At 59.0% G+C, this 1,036-nt stretch carries 2 protein-coding genes; one reads left to right on the top strand and one right to left on the bottom strand.

What is annotated here, in order from left to right; all coding sequences use genetic code 11:
• Positions 1-135: tRNA (cytidine(34)-2'-O)-methyltransferase (locus tag GPL81_RS31020; protein WP_281355075.1), on the bottom strand; the 135-nt coding region annotated here is incomplete at its 3' end.
• Here GPL81_RS31020 and GPL81_RS31015 point away from each other — a divergent pair.
• A complete protein-coding gene (locus GPL81_RS31015) occupies positions 134-574 on the top strand; it encodes a hypothetical protein (RefSeq protein ID WP_160105329.1) in 441 nt (146 codons plus the stop codon). The two genes, GPL81_RS31020 and GPL81_RS31015, sit on opposite strands and share 2 nt — an antisense overlap.
• Positions 575-1,036: the final 462 nt, after the last annotated feature.

Below are 1,036 nucleotides of genomic sequence, written 5' to 3'. Positions count from 1 at the left end.
GCGCAGGCGCTTGTCGTCCATCTCGAAGCCCAGCGGTTCGATCAAATGCAGGTGGCAGCCACTGTTGGCGCACAGCCTGATAACGTTGCCGGTATTCGGTGGAATTTCCGGTTGGAAAAGGATGACGTGAAACATGCACGGCTCCGAAGGTAAAGATGTGCGGCATTCTACGCCGCAACCCGACAATCGTTCGAAACTATTCCCGCGAGTGATGGCTTCGCTGGCGATTGTCGGGGTGATGGTGGGGATGATGATCGGTCGCCTGACGACGCCCGACCCCAGCGAATTGCAGCAGGTCGAGGTGACGAATGACGGGCTGGTGGTGTGGTTCAACAACGAACCCAAGACCCATGGCGAGATCGTCGACGGTAGCGTCGCCTTGCTGTTCGAAGCGCAAGGCAAGGCGCAGCAGGGTCAACTCAAGCTCAACGACAAGAGCGTGAACTGGCGAGTGCGGTTGAGTGATGGGGGCTTATTGCTGACGGTGGTGGCGGCCCGTCCCCTGCAGGGCGACTGGGCCGGCAGCGAGGTCGATGACCGTTGGCGGCTGGAGATCCATCTCCGGGAGCAATAAAAGAGGGTATCCCCGGCCTGCCTGTACCAAGGACCCCAAAACGGCAGGGCTCGTCGCTTGTGCGGTGTGAGCCCGATGTAAAGAGGGGAATCCCCGGCCTGCCTGTACCAAGGTCCCCGAAACCGGGTAGTGATCTGAACCACTGATGAGACTATTGCAGGGGGCGTGCCAGGTTTTAACAAGCTGAAACAAAAAGTCGCGTATATGCGTTGAAGGCCCCGTTATTCGGGGCTTTCGTGTTTTTTCGATAGGGGTTCGGTTGCGAACTTAGGCGGGGTTTCGGATCTGGGTTCGTGCGCGGTTGCGGGTTCCGGGGGCTTTTTGGGGGGCACTGGATCCTTTAAAGCATCGCGGGGCAGCCCTGCTCCCACAGGGGAGGCGCCCTTTCCAAAATGGCGTTTCCCCTGTGGGCGCAAGGCTTGCCCGCGATTTGGTCTGAAGTAAGACGAGAACTCTAAGGTT

The sequence above is a fragment of the Pseudomonas izuensis genome, assembly GCF_009861505.1.
Taxonomy (GTDB): domain Bacteria; phylum Pseudomonadota; class Gammaproteobacteria; order Pseudomonadales; family Pseudomonadaceae; genus Aquipseudomonas; species Aquipseudomonas izuensis.
This window is presented reverse-complemented; position numbering and strand designations above follow the sequence as displayed.